Source organism: Solemya elarraichensis gill symbiont (assembly GCF_002021095.1).
Lineage (GTDB): Bacteria > Pseudomonadota > Gammaproteobacteria > Chromatiales > Chromatiaceae.
Map to the genome: position 1 here is coordinate 1 of NZ_MPRK01000335.1, position 1,459 is coordinate 1,459.

Annotated in this window: 1 protein-coding gene; it reads left to right on the plus strand. The window is 47.6% G+C overall.

The annotated features are described in order from the left end of the window. Window positions 1–380 precede the first annotated feature (380 nt). Window positions 381–1,262: a DMT family transporter gene (locus BOW51_RS10755; protein WP_078477702.1), complete on the plus strand. Its 882-nt coding sequence runs from the start codon at window positions 381–383 to the stop codon at window positions 1,260–1,262. Window positions 1,263–1,459 lie beyond the last annotated feature (197 nt).

Below are 1,459 nucleotides of genomic sequence, written 5' to 3' on the forward strand. Positions count from 1 at the left end.
GCTGTCGAAGATCGAGTGTAAAAGGGCGACTTGGATGTCCCGTTTTACATCACGAGATCAAAGACACGCTTGTCATCTATATCTGCCAGTAACTCAGCACTATCACTCACTATTTGGGCAACCAGTCTACGCAAAGCGATAGATTCCTTCGTGTAATTCCCATGCTTCACCCTCGAATCCCTGGCCCCAGTACTCTTTTCTACTTGAGATCGCATCTTCAATTCTTTATGGAGGTGCCCACAGGGATGCCCCTTAAAGGCACTGCAACGCACCGCCTACGGGGCTAATGTTAAAAAGTGATGCTTGGGTACTAGTTTAGAGAGTTATGCCTCTCAGCGCTTGTGCGCGGGGTGGTCTACACTGTCCAGAACAACAATAGGATGACTACGATACCTTTTCTAAATCACTTACCGTCTGTCGCGATTACCGCTGTGCAAACATCTATTGCAATGATTGCATTTGCGGCCAACTCGTTGTTGTGCAGACTCGCCCTACGACAGGAACTTATTGATGCTGCAAGCTTTGCAACAGTCAGGGTGATTTCAGGTGCTTTAATGCTGTTTCTCATTGTACTGCCTCATTGGAAAACCAATGGTCGCCCTGAAACCAGCTGGCGATCCGCTACTATGCTGTTCACTTACATGGCCTTCTTTTCTTTCGCCTATCTTTCATTAAGTGCTGGCACGGGGGCTCTGATTTTGTTCGCCGCGGTCCAGTTAACAATGTTTACCGTTGCAATACGGAGTGGTGAACAGTTCCCACTGCTGTCATGGGCTGGGCTTGCTCTGGCGGTCATCGGGCTAATCTATCTTGTTTCACCTGGGATTACGGCACCTGATCCATTAGGCGCTCTCTTAATGACTGTTGCAGGCATTGCCTGGGGTGTTTATTCATTACTCGGTAAGGGTTGTCCCAATCCTTTGGCCGCAACTGCAAACAACTTTATTTATTCTGTACCACTCGTGATTGTTGTCAGCTTCCTGTTTTTAGGAGACTTGCATATTTCCCCCGAAGGTCTTGCATTAGCGGCAAGTTCAGGGGCTATCGCGTCTGGGCTGGGCTATACGATATGGTATGCGGCACTTCGCGGTCTTAAGCCCACCTCGGCTGCAACCGTTCAGCTTTCAGCGCCTGTAATTGCTGCATTTGGAGGAGTTCTCTTGCTATCAGAACCGATAACTCTGCGATTGATATTGGCATCGACAGCCACGCTGGGAGGAGTAGCGATCGTGTTGACTCAGCGGAATCAATCGTTGAAATAAAACTTGTAAAGGTCTTATACGAACGTCCGCTTACGACCCAAAGCAGACATTCATATTTGCAACTAGAATATTAGTAGGAAGAAACTAAATAATCCCCACCTTAAGATCAGGGGGGGGAGAGTAAGGGGCAGTGGTGTACCTGCCTAAGAAGGTACTTAAATAAGGGAGGGTTAGATGATGATTATGAAATTATTCAA

Coding starts and splice junctions, on each gene's coding strand:
- BOW51_RS10755 (WP_078477702.1), top strand. CDS start 381: ATGACTACGATACCTTTTCTAAATCACTTACCGTCTGTCGCGATTACC.